This is a genomic window from Pseudomonas sp. 10-1B (assembly GCF_000935045.1).
Classification (GTDB): Bacteria; Pseudomonadota; Gammaproteobacteria; order Pseudomonadales; family Pseudomonadaceae; genus Aquipseudomonas.
Genome location: NZ_JYKS01000008.1, coordinates 169,680 through 191,462, shown reverse-complemented (window position 1 = coordinate 191,462; position 21,783 = coordinate 169,680). Strand labels below are relative to the sequence as shown.

The following is a 21,783-nucleotide window of genomic DNA, read 5'->3' as shown; positions in this document are numbered from 1 at the left end:
CCGCTCCCACAAGGGCCGTGCATGCCGTCGGTAAAGTGTCAGGTCAATCCCGCAAATCCGACTCGTGAATCGGGTTGGCCCGGCTGGTGGCGCGCTGGTATTGCGCTGGCCAGGTGGCCTTGTTGCCGCCCAGGTCGTCGTCGGCATGTAGCGGCCAGTAAGGGTCGCGCAGCAGTTCGCGGGCGAGGAAGATGATATCGGCCTGGCCAGTGCGCAAAATGTGCTCGGCCTGGGCCGGTTCAGTGATCATACCCACGGTGCCGGTGGCGATTTCCGATTCCTTGCGCACGCGTTCGGCGAAGCGCGTCTGGTAGCCGGGGCCGGTAGGAATTTCGGCGTTGACCGAGGTGCCGCCGGAGGACACATCGATCAGGTCGACACCCTGTGCCCGTAGGCGGCGGGCCAGTTCGACGGTTTCATCCGGATTCCAGCCATCCTCCACCCAGTCGGTCGCCGATACCCGCACGAACAGCGGCAGTTCGGCAGGCCATACCTTGCGCACGGCCTCGACCACCTGCAAGGTCAGGCGGATGCGGTTTTCGAAGCAACTGCCGTATTCGTCGCGGCGCTGGTTGCTCAGCGGCGACAGGAACTGGTGCAGCAGGTAGCCATGGGCGGCATGAATCTCGACTACCTTGAAGCCAGCCTTCAAGGCGCGCTCGGTGGAGGCGACGAAGGCGGCGATCACGTCGTGGATTTCGTCCTTGCTCAATTCATGCGGTACCGTGTGCTGCGGATCGAAGGCAATGTTCGACGGCCCCACCGGCTGCCAGCCGCCTTCTTCGAGCTTGACGCTACCTGGCTTGCCCAGCCATGGGCGATAGGTGCTGGCCTTGCGCCCAGCGTGGGCCAGTTGGATGCCGGGCACGGCGCCCTGGGCGGTGATGAAACGGGTGATGCGTTGCAGCGGCGCGATCTGCGTGTCGTCCCACAGGCCGAGGTCTTCGGCGGTGATGCGGCCATCGGCGGTCACGGCCACGGCTTCAGTGATCACCAGGCCCGCGCCACCCACGGCGCGACTGCCCAGATGGACCAGGTGCCAGTCGTTGGCCAAGCCGTCGATGGCGGAATACTGGCACATCGGCGAAACGGCGATGCGGTTGGGCAGGGTCAGCTGACGCAGGGTGTAAGGCTCGAGCAGCAGGCTCATGAGGGCACCTCCCAAGGACTCCAATGGTGATCCGGCCCGGACACTCAATTGCACGTCCCTGGCCCGGGTCCGGTCATTCTTCAGACTAGACCAGATTGGGTGGGGGGGAGGTTCCATGGGATTTTGGGTGGGGGTCGGGGTGCCAGGCTCGAAAGTGATCTCACAGGCGCTGAAGATGCTGTGGCGAGCACCTGGGACCGACACTCCTTACCCTCAGCGCGGCTCCATATGCGCAATCATCAACTGCACACTTTCATTGCCACGAAACTCGTTCACATCCAGCTTGTAGGCCAGCTCCACCCAACGCACCGTCGGGTTCGGCCACACTTCGCGGTCGATACCGAAGGCAATGCCATCCAGCCGCACCGAGCCGCACTCGCTCTTGAGCACCACCTTCAAGTGCCGCTCGCCCACCACGCGCTGCTCCACCAGCTGGAACACACCATGGAACAGCGGCTCGGGGAAGTGCTGCCCCCAAGGCCCGGCATGGCGCAGGGCCTTGGCCAGGTCGAGGTGGAACTCCTCCACTGCCAGACTGCCATCGGACAGCAAGCGGCCAGTCAGGTCTTCTTCACGCAGCTGGCGCCGCACTTCTTCATCGAACGCTTCGGCAAATGCCGGGAAATTACCCTCGGGCAGCGACAACCCGGCAGCCATGGCGTGGCCGCCGAACTTGCTGATCAGTTGCGGGTGGCGCGCCGCCACGGCATCCAGCGCATCGCGGATGTGAAAGCCTGGCACCGAGCGCGCCGAACCTTTGAGCATGCCGTCGCCAGCATCGGCAAAGGCGATGGTCGGGCGGTGGTAACGCTCTTTCAGGCGCGAAGCGAGAATACCGATCACGCCCTGGTGCCAGTCGGCATCGAACAGGCACAACCCGTACGGCATCGACTCGACCGGCAGGTCCTTGAGCTGGGCCAGCGCCTCGCGCTGCATACCCTGCTCGATGGACTTGCGGTCCTGGTTCAGGTCGTCCAGCTGCTGGGCCATGTCCTGGGCCAGCGCGGCGTCTTCACACAGCAGGCATTCGATGCCCAGGCTCATGTCGTCCAGGCGTCCGGCGGCGTTCAGCCGTGGGCCGAGGATGAAACCGAGGTCGGTGGAGGTAATGCGCCGGTGATCGCGACGGGCCACTTCAAGAATGGCTTTCAGCCCCGGCCGGGCGCGGCCGGCGCGAATGCGCTCGAGGCCCTGGTGAACGAGGATGCGGTTGTTGGCGTCCAGCGGCACCACGTCGGCGACGCTGCCCAGGGCGACCAGGTCGAGCAGTTCGCCAATGTTCGGCTGCGGCTGCGTCTCGTAGCGCCCGAGGCTGCGCAGGCGTGCGCGCAGGGCCATCAGTACATAGAAGATCACCCCTACCCCGGCCAGCGACTTGCTGGGGAACGCACAGCCCGGCTGGTTGGGGTTGATGATGGCGTCGGCGTCGGGCAACTGCTCGCCCGGCAGGTGGTGGTCGGTGACCAGCACCTTGAGCCCGGCGGCCTTGGCTGCCGCCACCCCGTCGACACTGGAAATGCCGTTGTCCACGGTAATCAGCAGTTGCGGCTGGCGCTGCAGCGCCACCTCGACGATTTCCGGGGTCAGGCCGTAGCCATATTCGAAGCGGTTGGGCACCAGGTAGTCGACATGCGCCGCACCCAGCAGGCGCAGGCCCAGCACGCCGACGGTGCTGGCGGTAGCGCCGTCGGCATCGAAGTCGCCAACGATGAGGATGCGCTGGCGCTGGTCGAGGGCTTCGACCAGCAAGTCCACACCGGCCTCGATACCCTTGAGCTGTTGGTACGGCAGCAGGCGCGCCAGGCTTTTGTCCAGTTCGGCCTCGCTCTGCACGCCGCGTGCGGCGTACAGGCGGGTCAGCAAGGGTGGCAGGTTACCCAGGAATGGCAGGGTCGGCGGCAGGGGACGAGGTTCGATACGCATGGGTGATCTCAGCCGCGCTCACCGAGCAGCCACTGCAGTTGCACTTCATGCTGGCCACGGTCGTCGGTCACGAATACCGTGCCTTCACTGATCATCACGTCCCACTTGATGCTGCGCGGCATGTCGGTAGCCAGCGTCTCCAGCACCTCCTGAGGCACGGCGGCAATGCTCAGGTTCTTCAGGTTCTTGACCGCGCTCACCACTTTGCCTTCCCACACCCGCAGGCTGCCGTAGGCCAGCAGGCTGGTGCGCTCGGTACGACGCGAGCACCAAGTCAGGCGCTCGGCGTCTGGCTGGCCGACTTCGATCCAGTGCAGTACGCGATCGTCCAGGCTCTTTTCCCACAGCGCCGGTTCATCGACATCCGACAGACCGCGGCCAAACGACAAATTCTCGTTGTACCAGAGCGCGTACGCCAGCAGGCGAACCGCCATGCGCTCTTCGGTTTCCGAAGGGTGGCGCGCGATGGTTTGTTTGACGCTTTCGTAGACGTTGCGATCGAGGTCAGTCAGATTCAGTTCGAATTTGTAGGTAGTGGACGGCTGGGCCATGGTCGACGGGCTTCTTGCGCAAAGAAAAGTGGCACAGTCTAACCGATCCTGCCCCTGGTTGCGCCGCGACAGTATCTGCCGCTTCGCACCTATGATAAAACCACGGCTCTGCCCATCTGCCACGGATGCCCTATGCCTACGCCCAGCAAACCCCTCGCCGGCCTCAAAGTCATCGAACTCGGCACCCTGATCGCTGGGCCGTTCGCCTCGCGCATCTGCGCCGAATTCGGCGCCGAAGTGATCAAGGTCGAGTCGCCCGATGGCGGCGACCCGTTGCGCAAGTGGCGCAAGCTGTACGAGGGCACCTCGCTGTGGTGGTTCGTGCAGGCGCGCAACAAGCAGTCGCTGACCCTCAACCTCAAGCACCCCGAGGGCCGCGAGATTCTCAAGCGCCTGCTGGCCGAGGCCGACATCCTGATCGAGAACTTCCGCCCGGGCGTGCTGGAAAAGCTCGGCCTGGGCTGGGACGTGCTGCATGCCCTCAACCCGCGCCTGGTGATGGTGCGCCTGTCGGGCTTCGGCCAGACCGGGCCGATGAAAGACCAGCCGGGCTTCGGCGCCGTGGGTGAGTCGATGGGCGGCTTGCGCTACATCACCGGTTTCGACGACCGCCCGCCAGTGCGCACGGGCATTTCCATCGGTGACTCGATTGCCGCCCTGTGGGGAGTGATCGGCGCACTGATGGCCCTGCGCCACCGTGAAGTCAATGGCGGCCAGGGCCAGGTGGTGGACGTGGCACTGTACGAGGCGATCTTCGCCATGATGGAAAGCATGGTCCCGGAATTCGACGTGTTCGGCTTCATTCGCGAACGTACCGGCAACATCATGCCGGGCATCACACCCTCCTCCATCCACACCAGCGCCGATGGCAAGCATGTGCAGATTGGTGCCAACGGCGATGCGATCTTCAAGCGCTTCATGCAGGCCATCGGCCGTGCCGACCTGGCCGACGACCCGACCCTGGCCAGCAACGATGGCCGCGACCTGCGCCGCGACGAGCTGTATGGGGTGATCGATCGCTGGGCCAACAGCCTGCCGCTGGAGCAACTGATGCAGGTGCTGACCACGGCCGAAGTGCCGGCCAGCCGTATCTATTCGGCAGAGGACATGTTCAACGACCCGCAGTACCTGGCGCGCGAGATGTTCTTGCAGGCCAAGCTCCCGGACGGCAAGCCCTTCCGCATGCCGGGTATCGTGCCCAAGCTGTCGGACACCCCCGGCTCCACCGAGTGGGTCGGTCCGGCGCTGGGTGAACATACCGACACGCTGCTCGGCAGCCTGGGCTACGATGCGGCGGCCATTGCCGGCCTGCGCGAAGCAGGCGCGGTCTGACCCCTGGCCTATGCTCGCTGCCCGCGGGTTACGCTACCTGATCCTGCTGTGCGGGCTACTGCCCACATTGCTGCTGCAGCCTGCCAATGCCAAAGAGCGCGTCTTCTGGTTGGTGCGTGACCTGCCGCCCTTCACCATTTTCGAAGGCGCGGAGCAGGGCCAGGGGGTGATCGACCAACTGTTGCCCCTGCTGATCAGGCAAATGCCCGAGTATGACCACAGCATCGTGCGGGTCAACCGCGCCCGCGGCATCCAGATGCTACAAGACCGCAACAGCTTCACTTGCGACCCGACCCTGCTGTGGACGCCGGAGCGCGCCGAATATGTGCGTTTTTCCATGCCGTCACTGGGCGTACTCAGTGGCGGCATGGTGCTGCGCAAGGAAAGCCAAGCGCTGGTGGCGCCCTACCTCGACGGCCAGGAGGTGGACCTGCATCGCCTGCTGAGCAAGGCCGCGCTGAAGCTGGGGGTTGTCGCCGAACGCAGCTACGGCACGCAGATCGACGCTATCCTACGGCAGTTGCCCGACACCGTGCTCAGCCGCCACTACGGCAACGATGCCACTGCCAACCTGCTGCAGATGCAACAGCTGGGCCGCTTGCGCATGGTGCTCGGCTATTGGCCGGAAGTGCGCTACCTGATCCAGCAGCAAGGCGGGTCACAGGCTGACTACCAGTTTCATCCGGTACAGGGGGTGAAGCGCTATCAGTTTTTCCACGTGGGGTGTTCGGACAACGAGCTGGGGCGTGCTGCGGTGGCGCATATCGACCGGTTGTTGCCGGCGCTGCGGCGGGATGTGTTGCCGGGGTTGTATGCGCGCTGGCTGGACCCGGCGTTGCGGGAAGACTACCTGGAAGAGAGCAAGGTTTTTTTCGAAGAGCACTGATTGCCTGCAGCGGCCCTATCGCCGGCAAGCCAGCTCCCACAGGTACTGCATGAGCCCCAAGGGCAGTGCGGTACCTGTGGGAGCTGGCTTGCCGGCGATAGGGCCGCTGCAGGTCACAGGAAAAAGAAACCCCAGGCGCTGGGGAAAACGCCCGGGGCCAAGCGAAAGTCCTTGGGGACTTCCCGTGACAGCTTAGCCAAGCGCCGGAGCAAAGCACTGGCTGGCTGCCGCTACTGTGTCTGATAAACCACTCAGGCAAAGGTTCCCTGGGGTTGCTGACGCTGTTGCAGTGCCGCGATCACACAGGGCTGCAAACGCCCCTCGGCGATCTGCAGGTCACGATGCAGGCCATCCACCAGATCGATCAACAGGCGTTGCTCCTGCAACTGGCGCTCGCTGACCGTACGCCGCAGGGTGATGCCGGCGAGGCGGTCGTGAACGGTCAGTTGGCGATTACCGCTGGCATCGGCGATGCCGAGGTGGGTCTGATAAGGGCTCAGGGCGTCGTTGAGCAGGCTGCAGATTCTTTCCATCCGGATCACTCGCTGCGTGGTGGGATATACAGGAACTGACCAGCAGGCGCCGCAGAAAGTTCGTCATGCCGCGCCTGGTTCAGTGAGCATGCGGGGCCGATGTGACAGTTTGAATACGCTGGCGCGGGCGCACTTGCAGTGTTTGCAGGGCATGCTGCAGGCGCGGCATCGACAGCGGCCAAGGCAGCTCGGCGAGCACCCATAGGCCTTTCTTGCGCGCTTCTTGGGCGAGGTTGTGGCGCTGTGGGGTGGGCTGGCCGACGAACAGCAGTGCGCGTGCCTGTGGCTGCCGGGTTAGCAAGGCAAGGCCGGCCCGGGTTGGCATGGCGTGGTCGAGAACCAGCAGGTCGAGGTGGCGTTTGGCGCCAAGGCAGGCATCAAGTTCAGCGGTGTTTGCGCTGATGCGCACGTCGAACACACACTGAGCGTTCAGGGCCTGATGCAGGAGGATCTGGTGGGATGGACGAGCCTGGTGGATCAATACGGAGGTCTGGTGCATGAGCCGCTCCTGGTGGGAGGACCGGCTAATCTAAGGGTTGCGCTGGGCGCTGCCGAATAGGACGTTTCTGAAAATGCTGCGAGAGAGATCCGAGAATCTGGGGCTGCTCTGCAGCCCATCGCCGGCGAGCCAGCTCCCACAGGGGTACTGCTCAAGACCTTGAGTCCATGCGGTCGGTGTGGGAGCTGGCTTGCCGGCGATGGGCCGCAAAGCGGCCCTGATCTTTTACAGCGGCTTGCCGCGGTTCCCGTGCTGGCTGACAAAGCCCTGCACGACCTTCAGGTCATTGGCCAGCACCGTGCAACGCTCTTCACGGCTGAACAGGTCGCTGAGGTGCGCCGGCAGCTCCAGCGCCTTGCCCACACCGGCTTTCTCCACTGCGTCCGGGAACTTGACCGGGTGCGCGGTGCCCAGCACCACCATCGGCGTGTCCAGGCTGCGGCGGCATTCGCGGGCGGCCTTGACGCCGATCGCGGTGTGCGGGTCGAGCACTTCACCGGTGGCAGCGAACACCTCGGCGATGGTCTCGCAGGTTTGCTCGTCGCTCACGGCCAGCGAGTCGAACAGCTTGCGGGCTTCGGTCCAGCGGTCTTGCTCGACGCTGAAACCGCCACCTTGCTTGAAGTTGGCCATCAGTTCGGCAATTGCACCACCGTTGCGCCCGTGCAGGTCGAACAGCAGGCGCTCGAAGTTGGACGAGACCATGATGTCCATCGACGGCGACAGGGTCGCGTGCAGGGTTTCCTTGACGTACTGGTTGCCGCTCATGAAGCGGTGCAGGATGTCGTTGCGGTTGGTGGCGACGATCAGTTGGCTGATCGGCAGGCCCATGTTGCGCGCCAGGTAGCCGGCGAAGATGTCGCCGAAGTTGCCGGTCGGTACCGAGAACGCCACCGAGCGCGCCGGGCCACCCAGCTGCAGGGCTGCGTGGAAGTAGTAGACGATCTGGGCCATGATCCGCGCCCAGTTGATCGAGTTGACTGCCACCAGGCGGGTGCCCTTGAGGAACGACTGGTCAGCGAAGCTGGCCTTGACCATTTCCTGGCAGTCGTCGAAGTTGCCTTCGATGGCGATGTTGTGGATGTTGTCGCCGAAGATGGTGGTCATCTGCCGGCGCTGCACTTCCGACACGCGCTGGTGCGGGTGCAGGATGAAGATGTCGACGTTGTCGCAGCGACGGCAGCCTTCGATGGCGGCGGAACCGGTGTCACCGCTGGTGGCGCCGATGATCACCACGCGCTCGTTGCGCTTGGCCAGCACGTGGTCGAGCAGGCGGCCGAGCAGTTGCAGGGCGAAGTCCTTGAACGCCAGGGTCGGGCCGTGGAACAGCTCCAGTACCCACTCGTTGCTGTTCAACTGGCGCAGTGGGGCGACCGCGGCGTGGGCGAACTCGCCGTAGGTTTCTTCGAGGATTTTCTTGAAGTCGGCGTCGGCGATGCTGCCTTCGACGAACGGACGCATCACCCGGAAGGCCAGCTCGTGGTAAGGCAGGCCGGCCCACGAGGCGATTTCTTCCTGGGTGAAGCGTGGCAGGTTTTCCGGTACGTACAGGCCGCCGTCACTGGCCAGGCCAGCCAGCAGGACGTCTTCGAAATTCAAGGCCGGTGCCTGGCCGCGGGTACTGATATAGCGCATGGGTGCAAACCTTCGATACTAGGGCCCGGGCCGCGCTGGCGGCCCGACGGCGAAATTAATTGAGCTGCTCGACGCGGATGCGCACGACCTTGCCGACCACGTCCTGCAGGGCTTCCAGGGCGACGATGGCGTCGTTGATACGCTGCTCGACCACGCCATGGGTCAGCAGGATCATCGGTACCAGGCCGTCCTGCTCCTCGGCTTCCTTCTGCATGATCGACTCGATGTTGATGCCACGCTCCGAGAGGATGCTGGCCACCTGGGCCAGTACGCCCGGGTGATCCTTGGCCTGGATGCGCAGGTAATAGGCGCTTTCGCAGGCCTCGATCGGCAGGATCGGGTGGGCCGACAGCGAATCCGGCTGGAAGGCCAGGTGCGGCACGCGGTTTTCCGGGTCGGAAGTCATGGCACGGACCACGTCGACCAGGTCGCCGACCACCGACGAAGCGGTAGGCTCCATGCCGGCGCCCGCGCCGTAGTACAGGGTGGAACCGGCGGCATCGCCATTGACCATGACGGCGTTCATCACGCCGTTGACGTTGGCGATCAAGCGGTCGGCCGGGATCAGCGTCGGGTGCACGCGCAGCTCGATGCCTTCGGCGGTGCGACGGGCCACGCCCAGGTGCTTGATGCGGTAGCCCAGGGCCTCGGCGTAGTTCACGTCAGCGGTGGTCAGCTGGGTGATGCCTTCGGTGTAGGCCTTGTCGAACTGCAGCGGGATACCGAAGGCGATCGACGCCAGGATGGTCAGCTTGTGCGCGGCATCGATGCCTTCGACGTCGAAGGTCGGGTCGGCTTCGGCGTAACCCAGCGCCTGGGCTTCGGCCAGCACGTCGGGGAAGGCACGGCCCTTTTCACGCATTTCGGTGAGGATAAAGTTGCCGGTGCCGTTGATGATGCCGGCCAGCCAGTTGATGTGGTTGGCCGACAGGCCTTCGCGGATGGCCTTGATCACCGGGATGCCACCGGCCACCGCCGCTTCGAAGGCGACGATCACGCCCTTCTCGCGGGCCTTGGCGAAGATCTCGTTGCCATGCACGGCGATCAGCGCCTTGTTGGCGGTGACCACGTGCTTGCCGTTTTCGATAGCCTTGAGCACCAGGTCGCGGGCCACGGTGTAGCCACCGATCAGCTCGATGACAATGTCGATCTCCGGGTTGCTCGCGACTTCGAACACATCAGCGGTAATGGGGGTACCGGTAATCTGGCAGTTCGGGTTCTGCGAGCGCATGGCGATCTGTGCCACTTCAATACCGCGCCCGGCACGGCGGGCAATCTCCTCGGCGTTGCGCTGAAGTACATTGAAGGTTCCGCCACCGACGGTCCCCAACCCACAGATGCCTACTTTGACCGGTTTCACTGTGAACTCCCCATTGAACGGCCGGCACCTTCGCCGACCGTGAAACATGCCGTCACCCCATGACGACGGCGTACTGAATTGGATTACTTGGCCAGTGCCAGCTTGGCGACCTGCGGTGCCGGCTGGTAGCCCGGAATGACCTGGCCGCTTTCAAGGACGATGGCCGGCGTGCCGTTGACGCCGATCGACTGGCCCAGCTGGAACTGCTTGCCGACCGGGTTGGCGCACTTGGCGGCCTTGATCTCTTCGCCTTCGACCATCTTGTCCATCGCCCCACGGCGGTCGCTGGAGCACCACACTGCCTGCAACTGCTGGTCACCCGGCGAGCCGAGGCCCTGGCGCGGGAAGGCGACGTAACGCACTTCGATACCGCGGCGGTTGAGTTCGGGCACTTCGGCGTGCAGCTTGTGGCAGTACGGGCAAGTGGTGTCGGTGAACACGGTGATATGCGACTTGGTCTCGCCCTTGGCAGGATAAACCACCATCTCGGCGGCTGGAATGCCGTTGATGAGCTTGGCGATGCCCAGACGCTCGGTTTTCTCGGTGAGGTTGACCGGCTTGCCGTCCTGGATCTGGAACAGGTAGCCCTGCATCACGAACTGGCCGTCGGCGCTGGCGTACAACACGCGGCCGCCCTGCAGCTTGACTTCGTACAGGCCGCTGACCGGGCTGCTGGCCACGCTTTCGATGGGCACTTCCAGTTCGAGGTTCTGCAACGATTTACGGATGGCCTGCTCGGCACCGGCATTGCTATCGGTTGCCGCGGCAACGGCAAAGGTACTGGCCAACGCCAACGCGGCGGCGGCGAAAAACTGGGTCACGCGCATGGGAACTCCTGAAGGCGGACAGGGGCCGGAGGGCGCCACCTGCGGAAAATACGCGGTGGCCGTGCGGCCCTTGGTGCAAACCGTCCAAGCCTACCACATCATGCCGCCGGTGAAGGGCCTGGCAAGGACCGGTCAGCGGAACATGAAAAACATTCATCCACGTGGATGGTGCTGGGCATGCAGTTGCTGCAAGCGGGCCTTGGCGACATGGGTGTAGATCTGCGTGGTCGACAGGTCGCTGTGGCCCAGCAGCATCTGCACCACGCGCAGGTCGGCGCCATGGTTGAGCAGGTGGGTGGCGAAGGCATGGCGCAGGGTGTGGGGCGACAGCGGTTTGTCGATGCCGGCTACCCGGGCATGCTGCTTGATGCGGTGCCAGAAGGTCTGGCGGGTCATCTGCTCGCCACGCAGGCTGGGGAACAGCACATCGCTGGGGCGGCCATTGAGCAGCTCGGCGCGGCCATTGCGCAGGTAACGCTCCAGCCACAGCACCGCTTCTTCGCCCATGGGCACCAGGCGCTCCTTGCTGCCCTTGCCCATCACCCGCAGCACACCTTGGCGCAGGTTGACCTGGTCGAGGGCCAGGCTGACCAGTTCGGTGACGCGCAGGCCGCAGGCATACAACACTTCGAGCATGGCGCGGTCGCGCTGGCCGATGGCTTCGCCCAGGTCAGGGGCTTGCAGCAAGGCTTCGACGTCGGCTTCGGACAGTGACTTGGGCAGTGGTTTGCCCAACTGCGGCATGTCGACCTGCAAGGTCGGGTCGATGGCCACCAGCTTTTCCCGCAGCAGGTAACGGAAGAAACCGCGCAGGCCAGAGAGGAAGCGCGCCGTGGAGCGTGGCTTGTAGCCTTGTTCGAAGCGCCAGGCCAAGTGGTCGAGGATCAAGTCGCGGCCGGCGTCTGGCAGCGATACGGAATGCTCCTGCAGCCAGCCATTGAACAGGGCCAGGTCGCTGCGGTAGGACACGCGGGTGTTGTCGGACAGGCCTTTTTCCAGCCACAGGGCGTCGAGGAACTGGTCGATCAGAGGGTGGTCTAGGGCGGGCATGCGGGGCTGCTGGGTGTGGTTAGATGGGGCTAGTGTTTCACAGCAGCTTGGGGGTTGTCTGTACTGGCCCTATCGCCGGCAAGCCAGCTCCCACAGGTACTGCACAGTACTCGAAGCCTGCGGGGTTCCTGTGGGAGCTGGCTTGCCGGCGATAGGGCCAGTACAGGAGTGCTCAGACCTGCGGCAGCACCGGCACCGGGCGCTTGTCCTCGTCGATGGCGACGAAGCTGAACACCCCATGGATTGCCCGCTCGCGGCCGTCCAGGTACATGTTCTCGACAAACACATCCACTTGCACCTGCAGGCTGGTATTGCCGACCTTGATCACCGTCCCCACCAGTTCGACGATCGAGCCCGCCGGGATCGGGTGCTTGAAGTCGATACGGTCGGTGGACACCGTCACCAGCGGCAGGCGGCAGAAGCGCGTGGCGGCGATGAACGACACTTCGTCCATCCAGGCCAGGGCGGTGCCGCCGAACAGGGTGTTGTGGTGGTTGGTGGTGTTGGGGAACACCGCCTTGGTCACGCGGGTCACCGACAGCTCGGTGCGGCGCTGGATTTCCTGGTCTCGGGTAGTCATGGCAATCACATGTTTTGAGAATTCAGAATGCAAAAAAGCAGCCCGAAGGCTGCTTTTTTCTCGCTAGGCGGCCTCGGCCACCGGGCAAACTGCACTCAGGACAGTTTTTCCTTGATGCGAGCGGCTTTGCCGGAAAGGTCGCGCAGGTAGTACAGCTTGGCTTTACGCACGTCACCACGACGTTTCACGGCCAGGCTGTCGATTTGCGGGCTGTAGGTCTGGAAGGTACGCTCTACGCCAACGCCGCTGGAGATCTTGCGCACGGTGAAGGCGCTGTTCAGACCGCGGTTACGCTTGGCGATAACGACGCCTTCGAACGCCTGCAGACGGGAACGCTCACCTTCCTTCACTTTAACCTGGACGACAACGGTGTCGCCTGGTGCGAAGGTCGGGATTTCCTTGCTCATCTGCTCGGCTTCGAGCTGCTGGATGATCTTGTTGGTCATGCTGTGCTCCTAAGATGGATACGTGATCCACCATCGATACGTTTAACTATCGTCCCGCTCGCGGAGATATTCCTCGAGCAGCTTCTTCTCTTCTCCAGAAAGTGAGCGACTTTCCAGAAGATCGGCGCGTCGTTCGAAGGTCCTACCAAGGGACTGCTTCATTCTCCAACGCCGGATGTGTGCATGGTTGCCACTTAGCAACACGTCGGGAACACGCTGATCCGCATACACCTCAGGCCGGGTGTAGTGCGGGCAATCGAGCAGACCGTCGGTGAAGGAATCTTCTTCCGCCGAGTCCACATGCCCTAAAGCTCCGGGCAGCAGCCGCGTAACCGCATCGATCAGTACCATGGCCGGCAGCTCGCCACCGGAAAGCACATAGTCGCCAATCGACCACTCCTCATCGACATGAGCCTCGATAAAGCGCTCGTCGATGCCTTCATAACGACCGGCGATCAGGATCAACGATTCCTGTTCGGCCAGGCCTTTGACCGCCTGCTGAGTCAGCTTGCGGCCTTGTGGCGAAAGGTAGATCACCTTCGCCGCTGCTCCGGTCGCTTGCCTGGCGCTAACCAGGGCGTCTTCCAGAGGCTTGATTTTCATCACCATGCCCGGACCACCGCCAAACGGCCGATCATCCACCGTGTGGTGGCGATCTGTGGTGTAGTCCCGCGGGTTCCAGCAAGTCACCTGAAGCAACCCCTGTTTCACCGCGCGGCTGGTAATGCCGTACTCCGTGATGGCCGAGAACATCTCGGGGAACAACGTGATGACATCTACGCGAAGGTTACCCATCGTCTAGAAGTCCGCGTCCCACTCAACCCGCATCGTGCCTGCTTCCAGGTCGATTGCCAGCACGCATTGCTCCGTATAGGGCAACAGACGCTCGCGATCATCCAGGCTGCCAGCACAGGGCTTGACCACCATTACATCGTTCGCACCGGTCTCCAACAGGTGATCGACCTTGCCGAACAGTTGTTCGTCCTGGTTGATGACCTTCAGACCTACCAACTGGTACCAGTAGTACTCGTCGGCAGCCAGGTTGGGCAAAAGGCTCCGCGGGATGCAGATTTCGTAACCGCTCAGAAGACGGGCTTCATCGCGATCGTCGAGGCCTTTGAGCTTCACGACCAGGCCCTTTTGGGAGCCACGACCGCTGACCAGCTCGACCTGCTTTACCTTGCCTTCGTGCCGAAGCGTCCAGCGCGGATAATCCAACAGGTTTTCAATCGGATCGGTAAAGGAATACACCTTCACCTCGCCGCGAACGCCGTGAACCGAAAAAATCTTGCCAACGACGATGAGGTCGTCAGCCTTTTCTGGCGTCGCGTTCATATTGCTCAGGCAGCAGCCTTGGCAGCGTCCTTCAGCAGCTGAGCAACACGCTCAGACGGCTGTGCGCCCTGGCTCAGCCAGTAGTTGACGCGCTCTTGGTTGACCGACAGCTTGACTTCGGCGCCAGCAGCGATCGGGTTGAAGAAACCTACGCGCTCAACGAAACGGCCGTCACGGGCGTTACGCGAGTTGGTCACGGTCAGGTGGTAGAATGGGCGCTTTTTCGAGCCGCCACGGGCCAGACGAATGGTTACCATGTGAACATCGTTCCTATAGTCGGTGCTGCAGTTGGTACTGCAAATCTGAATGCCAAATAGGCACACGGGTGCCCAAAAGGCCGCATATTCTCGGGGAATACACGGACATTTGCAAATGACTTTTTCGGCAAGGCCCTGCCCTGCCGTCCAGATTTGCCGGTTGAGCCGCGAAATCCGCGGCCGTTGCCCCGCCAAGGCGGGGGTTCTGGGGCCTCCCTGGTAACAGGCAGGCTCCCGGAATAGGGGTTACAGCTTCGGCATGCCGCCGCCCGGCAGCATCCCGCCCAGGCCACGCATCATCTTGGCCATGCCGCCCTTGGCGGAGAATTTCTTCATCATCTTCTGCATCTGCTTGTGCTGCTTGATCAGCCGGCCGATGTCCTGCACCTGGGTACCGGAACCCAGGGCGATACGGCGCTTGCGCGAGCCGCTGATCAAGTCGGGGTCGCGACGCTCGGCCGGGGTCATGGAGTTGATGATCGCTTCCATCTGCTTGAACTGCTTTTCGGCCGCGCCTTGGGCGTTGCCCATCTGCGACAGGTTGACCCCGCCGATGCTCGGCAGCTTGTCCATCAGGCCGCCCAGGCCGCCCATGTTCTTCATCTGCTGCAGCTGGTCGCGGAAGTCTTCGAGGTCGAAGCCCTTGCCCTTCTTCAGCTTCTTGGCCAGCTTGTCGGCCTTGGCCTTGTCGATGGTCTGCTCGGCCTGCTCGATCAGGCTGAGCACGTCGCCCATGCCGAGGATGCGCGAGGCGACACGGTCGGGGTGGAACGGCTCGAGAGCCTCGGTCTTCTCACCCATGCCGATGAACTTGATCGGTTTGCCGGTGATGGCACGCACCGACAGCGCGGCACCGCCACGGGCGTCACCGTCGACCTTGGTCAGCACCACGCCGGTCAGCGGCAGCGCCTCGCCAAAGGCCTTGGCGGTGTTGGCGGCGTCCTGGCCGGTCATGGCGTCGACCACGAACAGGGTCTCGATCGGCTTGACCGCGGCGTGCAGCGCCTTGATCTCGTCCATCATGTCGGCGTCGATGTGCAGACGACCGGCGGTATCGACGATGACCACGTCGATGAACTTCAGCTTGGCTTCGCGGATGGCCGCTTCAGCGATGGCCACCGGCTTCTGGCTGATGTCGGACGGGAAGAAGGTGACGCCGATGTCGTTGGCCAGGGTTTCCAGCTGCTTGATCGCCGCCGGGCGATAGACGTCGGCGGACACCACCATCACGCTCTTTTTCTTGCGCTCCTTGAGGAAGCGCGCCAGCTTGCCGGCGGTGGTGGTCTTACCGGCGCCCTGCAGGCCGGCCATCAGCACCACGGCGGGCGGGGCGGCGTTCAGTGCGAGGTCTTCGTTGGCCGCGCCCATCAGGCTTTCCAGCTCGGCCTGGACGATCTTCACGAACGCCTGGCCCGGGGTCAGGCTGCGCGACACTTCGGTGCCGACCGCACGTTCCTTGACGCTGTTGACGAAATCCTTGACCACCGGCAGGGCGACGTCGGCCTCGAGCAGGGCCATGCGCACTTCGCGCAGCGTGTCCTTGATGTTGTCTTCGGTCAGCTTGGCCTTGCCGGTGACATGGCGCAGCGTCTGTGACAGGCGGTCGGTCAGGTTTTCGAACATGGTGATCCTTTCAGGCCCAGTAAAAGCCGAGGTTTGTCAGGCGCCCAAGGGGAAATGCACACCCACTGGGCACAGCAAGGCGGCGATTATAGCGAAGTGCGGCGGCGGCGCACACCTTGGGAGACATTCGGTGGCTGTGCTGGCCTCTTCGCGGGCGCGCCCGCTCCCACAGGATCTTCACTACCTGCAGGCCTGCACCATAGCTGTGGGAGCGGGCGTGCCCGCGAATGCCCTGACACAACCCTTCAGTCTTCCTAGAGCGGCGGAATCTATGCCAAACTCCGTCTCTTTAAGGCTCGTCAACCAGGACTTATGGTCTCCTCTCCCAGCCTCATCCCCAACCTGATCGCCGCCGGCCTATATATAGCTGCGGCCATCTACCAGGGCTCGCACGTGGCCCAAGGTCGCAAGTCCGACAAGCGGCTGCTTGGCCTGCTGGGTGCCTTCGCGGTGCTGGCCCAGGCCGGTGCGCTGTTCTTCCAGCTGATCACCCCGCTGGGCCTGAGCCTGGACTTCTTCAGCGCCGCCAGCCTGATCGCCGTGGCGGTCATCGCCCTGACCCTGCTGGCGTGCCTGCGCATACCGGTGGAAAACCTGTTGCTGCTGCTGTTCCCGCTTGGTGCGGTGACCGCGCTGCTGGCCCAGTTCGCGCCACCCGGCACGGTGCCGCTGATCAACGAAGAACCGGGTATCCTCGCGCATATCCTGCTGTCGATCCTGGCCTACGGGCTGTTCACCATCGCGGTGTTCCAATCCCTGCTGCTGCTGCTGCAGGACCGCCAGCTGAAGAACAAGCACCCGTCCGGGCTGATCCGCAACTTCCCGCCGCTGCAAACCATGGAAAGCCTGCTGTTCGGTTTCCTCTGGGCCGGCTGGTGCCTGCTGTCGCTGTCGCTGATCTCCGGTTGGCTGTTCCTCGACAACCTGTTTGCCCAGCACCTGGTGCACAAGACCTTGCTGGCCTGCGTTGCCTGGGTGGTGTTCAGCGTGCTGCTGTGGGGCCGCACCCGCCTGGGCTGGCGTGGCCACAAGGCCATACGCTGGACGCTGGCCGGTTTCTGCCTGCTGATGCTGGCCTATTTCGGCAGCAAGCTGGTTCGCGAATTCATCCTGCATATCTGACGGCCGCCCATGGACACCCTGCCGTACGCACCGCTATTCGGCACTCTGGCACTGGCACTGTTGTGGTCGGCGCTATTCACCGCGGTGGATGCCGCCCGCCTGCAGCTCAATGGTGCGCTGCGCAGCGGCGACGACAGCCAGCCCGTGCTGCCGGCCCAGGCCCTGGTGCTGTGCGCCAGCCTGGGCAAGCTGCTGGTGCTGGGCCTGGCCTGCCTGCTCGGCCAGCGCCATAGTGGCGAGCACGGTTTCTGGCTGGCGGGGCTGGCCGCTACCTTCACCTTGCTGGTCTTTGCCGAATACCTGCCGCGGCGCCTGGCCCGGCGCAATCCATACGCCTTCGTCAGCCTCGCGGCCAGCCTGCTGAAAGTGCCCCTCGCCCTGCTGCAGCCTCTGGCCTGCCTGCTGGACGGCTGCGCCAAGATGATCCTGCGCCCGTTCCGCGTGCAACCCACGGCGGTGGCCCTGCACCCACAGGAAGTGGATGACTTCGACGAGGATGAGCAACACGAAACGCCCCGCCATGGCCTGTTCGACGGCCTGCAGTCACTGGACAAGATCACCGTCAACGACATCCTGGTGCCACGCAACGAAGTGGACGGCATCAACCTCGATGAGCCGATCGAACGCATCATCGAGCAACTGATCGTCAGCCGCCACACCCGCCTGCCGGTCTACCACAACGATATCAACCAGGTCGAAGCGATCCTCAACACCAAACTGATCAGCCACCTGCTGCCCAAGGCCGAGCTGACCCTGGAGAAGCTGCATGGCGCCTGCTACGAGCCCTACTTCGTGCCGGAGAGCACACCCCTGCAGCTGCAACTGCTGAACTTCCACAAGCAGCAACGCCGCTTGGGCGTGGTGGTGGATGAATACGGTGAGGTGCTGGGCATCGTCACCCTGGAAGACATCCTCGAAGAGATCGTCGGCGAGTTCGAAGACGAGCAGAGCCTGGACAACCCGCACGTGCATCCGCAGCCCGATGGCACCTTCGTCATCGACGGCACCGCTTCGCTACGCGAGCTCAACCGCACCCTGGGCTGGCACTTGCCCTGTGACGGCGGGCCGAAAACCCTCAACGGGCTGGTCACCGAAGCACTGGAAAGCATCCCGGAAAGCGCCGTTTGCCTGAAGATCGGCCGCTATCGCCTGGAAATCCTCGAAACAGAGGACAATTGTGCCAGCAAGGTACTGGTGTGGACCGTGACCCGATAGCTATACTCGGGTCACGCTTACCCAGCCCCGCCGTCGCGCCTGCTACCCGCACCCGGCGCCCAACGGCCAGTCCGCTCCACTGACACGCCCTGCGGTCCTGCTTCAACACCCCGAACAGTGCCCGCGCCCGCCCCTATCCCCCTTGGGCTATCGTCAGTCGGGCGCGCACAACAACAAAACGCTCCGGCGTCCGCGCAACCGTGCCTGCCCTTTGCATTGCACGCCGGCGCAGACTATGCCCATGGAGCTGGACCAGACTGTTAGGGACCTACTTAATGACCACCAGCAGCACCTATGCCGAAGCGCCTGCCGCGCCGGTCAACTCGCCAGCGCGGGTTGCCACCGCCAGCTTCATCGGCACCGCCATCGAGTTCTACGATTTCTACGTCTACGCCACTGCCGCTGCCCTGGTGATCGGCCCGGTGTTCTTCCCGTCCGGGTCGGGCACTGCGCAGATGCTGGCCGCCTTCCTTACCTTCGGCATCGCCTTCCTCGCCCGGCCGCTGGGCTCGGCGTTGTTTGGTCACTTTGGCGACCGTATCGGCCGCAAGTCGACCCTGGTCGCCTCGCTGCTGCTGATGGGTGTGTCCACCACGGCCATCGGCTTGCTGCCGGGCTATGACAGCATTGGCGTATGGGCGCCGATCATTCTCTGCCTGCTGCGCTTTGGCCAAGGCCTTGGCCTGGGCGGCGAATGGGGTGGCGCGGCCTTGCTGGCCACCGAGAACGCGCCGGAAGGCAAGCGTGCCTGGTTCGGCATGTTCCCGCAGTTGGGCCCTTCGATCGGTTTCCTGGCCGCCAACGGCCTGTTCCTGACCTTGGCCCTGGTGCTCAGCGACGAGCAGTTCCGCGAGTGGGGCTGGCGTATTCCGTTCCTGCTCAGCGCCGCCCTGGTGCTGGTGGGCCTGTATGTACGCCTGAAGCTCGAAGAAAGCCCGGTGTTCGCCAAGGCCGTCGCTCGCCACGAGCGGGTGAAAATGCCGGTGGTCGACCTGTTTTCCAGGTACTGGCTGCCGACCCTGCTGGGCGCCGCTGCCATGGTGGTGTGCTACGCGCTGTTCTACATCTCGACGGTGTTCTCGCTGAGCTACGGCGTGACCACGCTGGGCTACAGCCGCGAGACTTTCCTTGGCCTGCTGTGCTTCGCGGTGGTGTTCATGGCCCTGGCCACGCCACTGTCGGCCTGGCTCAGCGACCGTTACGGACGCAAGCCGGTGCTGATCGTCGGCGGCCTGCTGGCGGTAGCCTCGGGCTTTACCATGGAACCGCTGCTGACCTCGGGGTCGACCACGGGCGTGGCGCTGTTCCTGGCCATCGAGCTGTTCCTGATGGGCGTGACCTTCGCGCCGATGGGGGCCTTGCTGCCTGAGCTGTTCCCGACCCATGTGCGCTATACCGGGGCTTCGGCGGCGTACAACCTGGGCGGCATCGTCGGCGCTTCGGCGGCGCCGTTCTTTGCCCAGAAGCTGGTGAGCATGGGTGGGTTGAGCTGGGTGGGGGGTTATGTATCGGCAGCGGCGGTGATCAGCTTGATTGCTGTGCTGTGCCTGAAAGAGACGCGCAATACCGAGCTGTAAGCCTCAAGCCTCAAGCTGCAAGAGATGCGCATCCTCTTGCAGCTTGCAGCTTGCAGCTTAGAACTCGACCTTGACCGCCTGCGAAGCACGGGTCGCCTTGGCCCGCGCCAGTTCGACCGATTCGTCACGCGCCAGGCACACGCCCATGCGACGGGTACCGTTGATTTCCGGCTTGCCGAACAGGCGGATGGCGGTATCCGGCTCGCTCAGCGCCGCACCCAGGTTGGCGAAGCTGGTCTGCTGTGACTGCCCTTCCGGCAAGATCACCGCCGAGGCCGACGGGCCAAACTGACGCACTACCGGGATCGGCAGGCCGAGAATGGCACGGGCATGCAGGGCGAACTGCGACAGGTCCTGGGAAATCAGGGTCACCAGGCCGGTGTCATGCGGGCGTGGCGACACTTCGCTGAACCATACCTGGTCGCCTTTGACGAACAGTTCCACGCCAAACAAGCCGCGACCGCCCAGGGCATCGGTGACCGCCTTGGCCACGCGCTGCGATTCGGCCAGGGCTTTGGGGCTCATCGCCTGCGGCTGCCAGGACTCCTGGTAATCGCCCTTCTCCTGACGGTGGCCGACCGGTTCGAGGAAGGTGGTGCCGCCCACGTGGCGCACGGTCAGCAGGGTGATTTCGTAGTCGAAATCGATGAAGCCCTCGATGATCACCCGGCCCTTGCCGGCACGCCCGCCTTCCTGGGCGTAATCCCACGACTTCTGCAGGTCGGCATCGCTGCGCAGCAGGCTCTGGCCCTTGCCCGACGAGCTCATCACCGGCTTGACCACGCATGGGTAGCCGACATCGGCCACGGCCTTGGCGTAGTCCTCGTAGGTGTCGGCGAAGTGGTACGGCGAGGTCGGCAGATCCAGCTCTTCAGCGGCCAGGCGACGGATGCCTTCGCGGTTCATGGTCAGCTGGGTGGCGCGGGCGGTCGGCACCACGTTGAAACCTTCGTTTTCCAGCTCGACCAGGGTGGCGGTGGCGATGGCTTCGATTTCCGGGACGATGTAGTGCGGCTTCTCGGCCTCGATCACTGCGCGCAGGGCAACGCCATCGAGCATGTTGACCACGTGGCTGCGATGCGCCACCTGCATGGCCGGGGCATTGGCGTAGCGGTCGACGGCGATCACTTCGACGCCCAGGCGCTGCAGCTCGATCACCACTTCCTTGCCCAGTTCGCCACAGCCGCACAGCAGTACACGGGTCGCGGTGGGCGACAAGGGGGTTCCGATACGGGTCATTTCAGGTCCTCGAAGGCATCCGGGGCCGCACCAGGCTTGGTGCCGCCCGCTGAAAAAGGACCGCTATTCTACACCATCAACCGGCGACGGCAGCCCGCCGGGCGCGAAATGCCATGGCCAGCCACACGGCGGTGACACCGGCGAATTTCGAGGCCATGGCGGTGCCGATCACGGCCGGGGTCAAGGCGCCGATCATGCCGAAGAAGATGAAGGTATCCACCGGAATGCTCAGCGCCGAACTCAGCCACAGGCGATCGCGCAGTGGCCGACGGGTGATGCTGAACACCAGCCAGTCGATCAACTCGGAGATGAAGAACGCGGTGGCACTGGCCAGGGCGATGGCCGGCTCCGAGGTGACATAGGACAGCACCAGTGCCACCAGCATGGCGACCAGGGCACCATGGCCGAAGCGGGTCTGCACCATGTCGCGCAGGATGAACACCAAGCCGCCCCAGGCGGACCAGATGACGTCCAGGTGTGGGGCGCTGGAGAAGGCGTAGTTGATCAGCACTACGCTGCTGATGTAGGCAATCAGATAGAACATGAGCAGTGACCGTCGGGCAAGCGATACAGATTACTTGATTTTCAGGTCAATGGCAGCTTGATCAAACAGATGCATTACCAGCGCTGGCCCTATCGCCGG

Annotated in this window: 22 protein-coding genes; 5 read left to right on the top strand and 17 right to left on the bottom strand. The window is 63.7% G+C overall.

Going from position 1 to position 21,783, the window contains the following annotated elements:
* Positions 1-43: 43 nt before the first annotated feature.
* The 3 genes from TZ03_RS07500 to TZ03_RS07490 form a co-directional block, all read right to left on the bottom strand.
* Positions 44-1,150 (bottom strand): NADH:flavin oxidoreductase/NADH oxidase, encoded by a 1,107-nt coding sequence (locus TZ03_RS07500; RefSeq protein WP_051096707.1) that lies wholly within the window; start codon positions 1,148-1,150, stop codon positions 44-46.
* Between the two features lie 213 nt (positions 1,151-1,363).
* Positions 1,364-3,073, bottom strand: a complete 1,710-nt coding sequence (gene recJ, locus TZ03_RS07495) for a single-stranded-DNA-specific exonuclease RecJ (RefSeq protein WP_051096706.1) — start codon at positions 3,071-3,073, stop codon at positions 1,364-1,366.
* Positions 3,074-3,081: 8 nt separating this feature from the next.
* Complete coding sequence (locus TZ03_RS07490; protein ID WP_051096705.1) at positions 3,082-3,624, bottom strand: YaeQ family protein; 543 nt, start codon at positions 3,622-3,624, stop codon at positions 3,082-3,084.
* Positions 3,625-3,756: 132 nt separating this feature from the next.
* Here TZ03_RS07490 and TZ03_RS07485 point away from each other — a divergent pair, with 132 nt between their 5' ends.
* Positions 3,757-4,956 carry a CaiB/BaiF CoA transferase family protein gene (locus TZ03_RS07485; RefSeq protein ID WP_051096704.1) on the top strand — a complete coding sequence of 400 codons (1,200 nt, stop codon included), beginning with the start codon at positions 3,757-3,759 and terminating at the stop codon, positions 4,954-4,956.
* A gap of 10 nt (positions 4,957-4,966) precedes the next feature.
* Complete coding sequence (locus TZ03_RS07480; RefSeq protein WP_051096703.1) at positions 4,967-5,842, top strand: TIGR02285 family protein; 876 nt, start codon at positions 4,967-4,969, stop codon at positions 5,840-5,842.
* 251 nt (positions 5,843-6,093) lie between these two features.
* Here the strand turns inward: TZ03_RS07480 and TZ03_RS07475 are convergent, their stop codons facing one another.
* The 12 genes from TZ03_RS07475 to ffh form a co-directional block, all read right to left on the bottom strand.
* The gene (locus tag TZ03_RS07475) at positions 6,094-6,375 is read right to left on the bottom strand and encodes a DUF3509 domain-containing protein (RefSeq protein WP_051096702.1); all 282 of its coding nucleotides are present in this window, start codon (positions 6,373-6,375) and stop codon (positions 6,094-6,096) included.
* A 79-nt stretch (positions 6,376-6,454) separates the two neighbouring features.
* Positions 6,455-6,874 (bottom strand): histidine kinase, encoded by a 420-nt coding sequence (locus tag TZ03_RS07470; protein WP_051096701.1) that lies wholly within the window; start codon positions 6,872-6,874, stop codon positions 6,455-6,457.
* Between the two features lie 225 nt (positions 6,875-7,099).
* Complete coding sequence (gene thrC, locus TZ03_RS07465; protein ID WP_051096700.1) at positions 7,100-8,509, bottom strand: threonine synthase; 1,410 nt, start codon at positions 8,507-8,509, stop codon at positions 7,100-7,102.
* Positions 8,510-8,564: 55 nt separating this feature from the next.
* Entirely contained in the window at positions 8,565-9,869 is a 1,305-nt protein-coding gene (locus tag TZ03_RS07460) for a homoserine dehydrogenase (RefSeq protein WP_051096699.1), read from the bottom strand.
* Positions 9,870-9,952: 83 nt separating this feature from the next.
* Complete coding sequence (locus tag TZ03_RS07455) at positions 9,953-10,696, bottom strand: thioredoxin fold domain-containing protein (protein ID WP_051096698.1); 744 nt, start codon at positions 10,694-10,696, stop codon at positions 9,953-9,955.
* Between the two features lie 153 nt (positions 10,697-10,849).
* Positions 10,850-11,746, bottom strand: a complete 897-nt coding sequence (xerD, locus tag TZ03_RS07450) for a site-specific tyrosine recombinase XerD (protein WP_051096697.1) — start codon at positions 11,744-11,746, stop codon at positions 10,850-10,852.
* 172 nt (positions 11,747-11,918) lie between these two features.
* On the bottom strand, positions 11,919-12,326 hold the full coding sequence (locus TZ03_RS07445) for an acyl-CoA thioesterase (RefSeq protein ID WP_051096696.1): 408 nt from the start codon (positions 12,324-12,326) through the stop codon (positions 11,919-11,921).
* Positions 12,327-12,421: 95 nt separating this feature from the next.
* Positions 12,422-12,772: a 50S ribosomal protein L19 gene (gene rplS, locus TZ03_RS07440; protein WP_003252148.1), complete on the bottom strand. Its 351-nt coding sequence runs from the start codon at positions 12,770-12,772 to the stop codon at positions 12,422-12,424.
* A gap of 42 nt (positions 12,773-12,814) precedes the next feature.
* On the bottom strand, positions 12,815-13,567 hold the full coding sequence (gene trmD / locus TZ03_RS07435; protein WP_003252146.1) for a tRNA (guanosine(37)-N1)-methyltransferase TrmD: 753 nt from the start codon (positions 13,565-13,567) through the stop codon (positions 12,815-12,817).
* A 3-nt stretch (positions 13,568-13,570) separates the two neighbouring features.
* Positions 13,571-14,107 carry a ribosome maturation factor RimM gene (gene rimM / locus TZ03_RS07430; RefSeq protein WP_051096695.1) on the bottom strand — a complete coding sequence of 179 codons (537 nt, stop codon included), beginning with the start codon at positions 14,105-14,107 and terminating at the stop codon, positions 13,571-13,573.
* A gap of 5 nt (positions 14,108-14,112) precedes the next feature.
* Entirely contained in the window at positions 14,113-14,364 is a 252-nt protein-coding gene (gene rpsP, locus TZ03_RS07425; protein WP_003259424.1) for a 30S ribosomal protein S16, read from the bottom strand.
* Positions 14,365-14,610: 246 nt separating this feature from the next.
* Positions 14,611-15,987 carry a signal recognition particle protein gene (ffh, locus tag TZ03_RS07420; protein WP_012270758.1) on the bottom strand — a complete coding sequence of 459 codons (1,377 nt, stop codon included), beginning with the start codon at positions 15,985-15,987 and terminating at the stop codon, positions 14,611-14,613.
* 312 nt (positions 15,988-16,299) lie between these two features.
* Between ffh and TZ03_RS07415 the strand changes: the two genes are divergently transcribed.
* From TZ03_RS07415 to TZ03_RS07405, 3 genes are all read left to right on the top strand, one after another.
* The gene (locus TZ03_RS07415) at positions 16,300-17,109 is read left to right on the top strand and encodes an inner membrane protein YpjD (protein ID WP_051096694.1); all 810 of its coding nucleotides are present in this window, start codon (positions 16,300-16,302) and stop codon (positions 17,107-17,109) included.
* A 9-nt stretch (positions 17,110-17,118) separates the two neighbouring features.
* Positions 17,119-18,324, top strand: coding sequence for a transporter associated domain-containing protein (locus tag TZ03_RS07410; RefSeq protein ID WP_051096693.1), 1,206 nt, complete (start codon positions 17,119-17,121; stop codon positions 18,322-18,324).
* 275 nt (positions 18,325-18,599) lie between these two features.
* Entirely contained in the window at positions 18,600-19,901 is a 1,302-nt protein-coding gene (locus TZ03_RS07405; RefSeq protein WP_051096692.1) for an MFS transporter, read from the top strand.
* Between the two features lie 57 nt (positions 19,902-19,958).
* Here the strand turns inward: TZ03_RS07405 and purT are convergent, their stop codons facing one another.
* Both purT and TZ03_RS07395 read right to left on the bottom strand, forming a co-directional pair.
* Positions 19,959-21,140, bottom strand: coding sequence for a formate-dependent phosphoribosylglycinamide formyltransferase (purT, locus tag TZ03_RS07400; RefSeq protein WP_051096691.1), 1,182 nt, complete (start codon positions 21,138-21,140; stop codon positions 19,959-19,961).
* A gap of 76 nt (positions 21,141-21,216) precedes the next feature.
* Entirely contained in the window at positions 21,217-21,684 is a 468-nt protein-coding gene (locus TZ03_RS07395; protein WP_051096690.1) for a VUT family protein, read from the bottom strand.
* Between the last annotated feature and the right edge of the window lie 99 nt (positions 21,685-21,783).

What these genes read in the sequence shown, in the direction of transcription:
- TZ03_RS07490 (WP_051096705.1), bottom strand. Translation starts at nt 3,624, where the DNA reads ATGGCCCAGCCGTCCACTACCTACAAATTCGAACTGAATCTGACTGAC.
- TZ03_RS07480 (WP_051096703.1), top strand. Translation starts at nt 4,967, where the DNA reads ATGCTCGCTGCCCGCGGGTTACGCTACCTGATCCTGCTGTGCGGGCTA.
- rplS (WP_003252148.1), bottom strand. Translation starts at nt 12,772, where the DNA reads ATGACCAACAAGATCATCCAGCAGCTCGAAGCCGAGCAGATGAGCAAG.
- TZ03_RS07445 (WP_051096696.1), bottom strand. Translation starts at nt 12,326, where the DNA reads ATGACTACCCGAGACCAGGAAATCCAGCGCCGCACCGAGCTGTCGGTG.
- recJ (WP_051096706.1), bottom strand. Translation starts at nt 3,073, where the DNA reads ATGCGTATCGAACCTCGTCCCCTGCCGCCGACCCTGCCATTCCTGGGT.
- ffh (WP_012270758.1), bottom strand. Translation starts at nt 15,987, where the DNA reads ATGTTCGAAAACCTGACCGACCGCCTGTCACAGACGCTGCGCCATGTC.
- xerD (WP_051096697.1), bottom strand. Translation starts at nt 11,746, where the DNA reads ATGCCCGCCCTAGACCACCCTCTGATCGACCAGTTCCTCGACGCCCTG.
- TZ03_RS07470 (WP_051096701.1), bottom strand. Translation starts at nt 6,874, where the DNA reads ATGCACCAGACCTCCGTATTGATCCACCAGGCTCGTCCATCCCACCAG.
- TZ03_RS07500 (WP_051096707.1), bottom strand. Translation starts at nt 1,150, where the DNA reads ATGAGCCTGCTGCTCGAGCCTTACACCCTGCGTCAGCTGACCCTGCCC.
- TZ03_RS07455 (WP_051096698.1), bottom strand. Translation starts at nt 10,696, where the DNA reads ATGCGCGTGACCCAGTTTTTCGCCGCCGCCGCGTTGGCGTTGGCCAGT.
- thrC (WP_051096700.1), bottom strand. Translation starts at nt 8,509, where the DNA reads ATGCGCTATATCAGTACCCGCGGCCAGGCACCGGCCTTGAATTTCGAA.
- TZ03_RS07405 (WP_051096692.1), top strand. Translation starts at nt 18,600, where the DNA reads ATGACCACCAGCAGCACCTATGCCGAAGCGCCTGCCGCGCCGGTCAAC.
- TZ03_RS07475 (WP_051096702.1), bottom strand. Translation starts at nt 6,375, where the DNA reads ATGGAAAGAATCTGCAGCCTGCTCAACGACGCCCTGAGCCCTTATCAG.
- TZ03_RS07410 (WP_051096693.1), top strand. Translation starts at nt 17,119, where the DNA reads ATGGACACCCTGCCGTACGCACCGCTATTCGGCACTCTGGCACTGGCA.
- rimM (WP_051096695.1), bottom strand. Translation starts at nt 14,107, where the DNA reads ATGAACGCGACGCCAGAAAAGGCTGACGACCTCATCGTCGTTGGCAAG.
- purT (WP_051096691.1), bottom strand. Translation starts at nt 21,140, where the DNA reads ATGACCCGTATCGGAACCCCCTTGTCGCCCACCGCGACCCGTGTACTG.
- trmD (WP_003252146.1), bottom strand. Translation starts at nt 13,567, where the DNA reads ATGGGTAACCTTCGCGTAGATGTCATCACGTTGTTCCCCGAGATGTTC.
- rpsP (WP_003259424.1), bottom strand. Translation starts at nt 14,364, where the DNA reads ATGGTAACCATTCGTCTGGCCCGTGGCGGCTCGAAAAAGCGCCCATTC.
- TZ03_RS07485 (WP_051096704.1), top strand. Translation starts at nt 3,757, where the DNA reads ATGCCTACGCCCAGCAAACCCCTCGCCGGCCTCAAAGTCATCGAACTC.
- TZ03_RS07415 (WP_051096694.1), top strand. Translation starts at nt 16,300, where the DNA reads ATGGTCTCCTCTCCCAGCCTCATCCCCAACCTGATCGCCGCCGGCCTA.
- TZ03_RS07395 (WP_051096690.1), bottom strand. Translation starts at nt 21,684, where the DNA reads ATGTTCTATCTGATTGCCTACATCAGCAGCGTAGTGCTGATCAACTAC.